Origin of the sequence: Croceitalea sp. MTPC5, assembly GCF_036985505.1 — a bacterium.
Classification (GTDB): Bacteria; Bacteroidota; Bacteroidia; order Flavobacteriales; family Flavobacteriaceae; genus Croceitalea.
This window is the reverse complement of the sequence record NZ_BTGQ01000023.1, coordinates 1-1,547: the sequence shown is the minus strand read 5'-3', so window position 1 is coordinate 1,547 and position 1,547 is coordinate 1. Positions and strand designations below refer to the sequence as shown.

General features: G+C 34.0%; 2 protein-coding genes. Both read left to right on the top strand.

What is annotated here, in order from left to right; genetic code table 11:
- The first annotated feature begins 925 nt into the window (after window positions 1–925).
- A complete protein-coding gene (locus AACM45_RS20230) occupies window positions 926–1,207 on the top strand; it encodes a hypothetical protein (protein ID WP_339145019.1) in 282 nt (93 codons plus the stop codon).
- A complete protein-coding gene (locus AACM45_RS20225; protein ID WP_339145018.1) occupies window positions 1,173–1,484 on the top strand; it encodes a hypothetical protein in 312 nt (103 codons plus the stop codon). The genes AACM45_RS20230 and AACM45_RS20225 overlap by 35 nt, the downstream gene beginning before the upstream one ends.
- Window positions 1,485–1,547: the final 63 nt, after the last annotated feature.

Below are 1,547 nucleotides of genomic sequence, written 5' to 3'. Positions count from 1 at the left end.
ACCATTTATTTAAAAAAAATATTTTGCCAGCTTGGAAATTCTGCAAACGGACCTTTTCCAGAAACCAAAAGTGCGGATGGAATTGAAAATCTGAACGGAACGGAATGAAAAAAATACGCACGGATTTCTGAAAAACCGTACGCAGGACTTTTTATTCATGCACAATCAGAACGCAGATGGACTTTTTAGCTAGTTTGCGAAAATATTTCATAAAGTATTCAATTACTATTGAGTGATTTTTTATTGAAATTCAGTAGTTTACACTTTAATTTGACGAAAATTCTAGAAGTTTTTTGTATATTGTAGCATGGAGTTACCGGAATTTATTTTTCAGACAAATATTGCAATTATTGCTATAGCTTCACTCTGTGTACTTTGGGCTGTTATATCCAGCTTTAACGATAGAGGTAGAAACTTTCGAAGTAGTAGAAACAAAAGGGCAAGAAGACAATTCTAGAAGATTGGCGAATACTTTCGTTAATCGTTTTCATCTTTTACTTCAAATTAGGTAAGCCACCTTATTTCTCCGCGAATTTTTCAATTCCGACAAAATGCAAATACTTGTGATTTATTTTCAATTTTGCACAATATTGGCTTTGGGCTGATTTTAAGCCCATTTCAAAAAACCAAAAAATCTACCGACTGATTATCTAACCTAAGTACTTTTCACTCTTGCGCAACGGAAATAGCTCACTCGGACGGAGAAAAACAAATGGTAACAATACCTATAATTAATGCGGACTTATGGGCTTTTAGCCAAGGTCTGTGTATATTTATGAGGTCGCAAAATCTTTGGGATTTTGCTTTCGCAGAAAAAAAGAAAAAACAAAACCAAAAGCTTTTGCTTAGCGCGTAGCTGGAAATCCGTCGAATTTCCGCGCCGCACTAATCATAGCCGCACCGTTGCACACCATTTGACGAACCAATGATATTTCTAATTGACAAAGTAGATTCCGAACACCAAGTAATAGTTTACAATAATATTACTGATTTAACTAAGCGGGTTGAATGGCAAGATATTTTTGAAGGAAAATCAGTCATTATCGATGAAAACGGAACTGAATATGAATGGGATTCCTCAAAAAAGAATGAAATCGGAACTGTATACGATTATACATTGATTCCAACAGCAAGAATTTCGGAATTAGTAACTGAATGTTTAAAAAGGGTAAATGACGACCAAAATATTTATGAATTCAATTTCTAAAAATAAGGATAAGCATAAAATTGACTCTGAATTCATTGGAATTTGTAAGCAGATTACAAAGGAAAATCTCGATTTGAACGAATGGGGATTAATTGAAAGCTGCGACCAATTTCAAACGGAAAAATATTGTGGTGGATTTGATGGAACCGAAAATGAATTCACATTTAGCTACTTTGATGGGAATGGAAATGAATTTTGGTTTCAATTACCTCTTTCGGCCATTGAAAAAGTCGAAAAGGGAATAATTAATGAAATTGAAATTAGAAAAGTGGAATAAAAAACGGTGTACAACAATTTGTATATTGCATATGCCACCTACGGTAGGCAAACGCAACATACA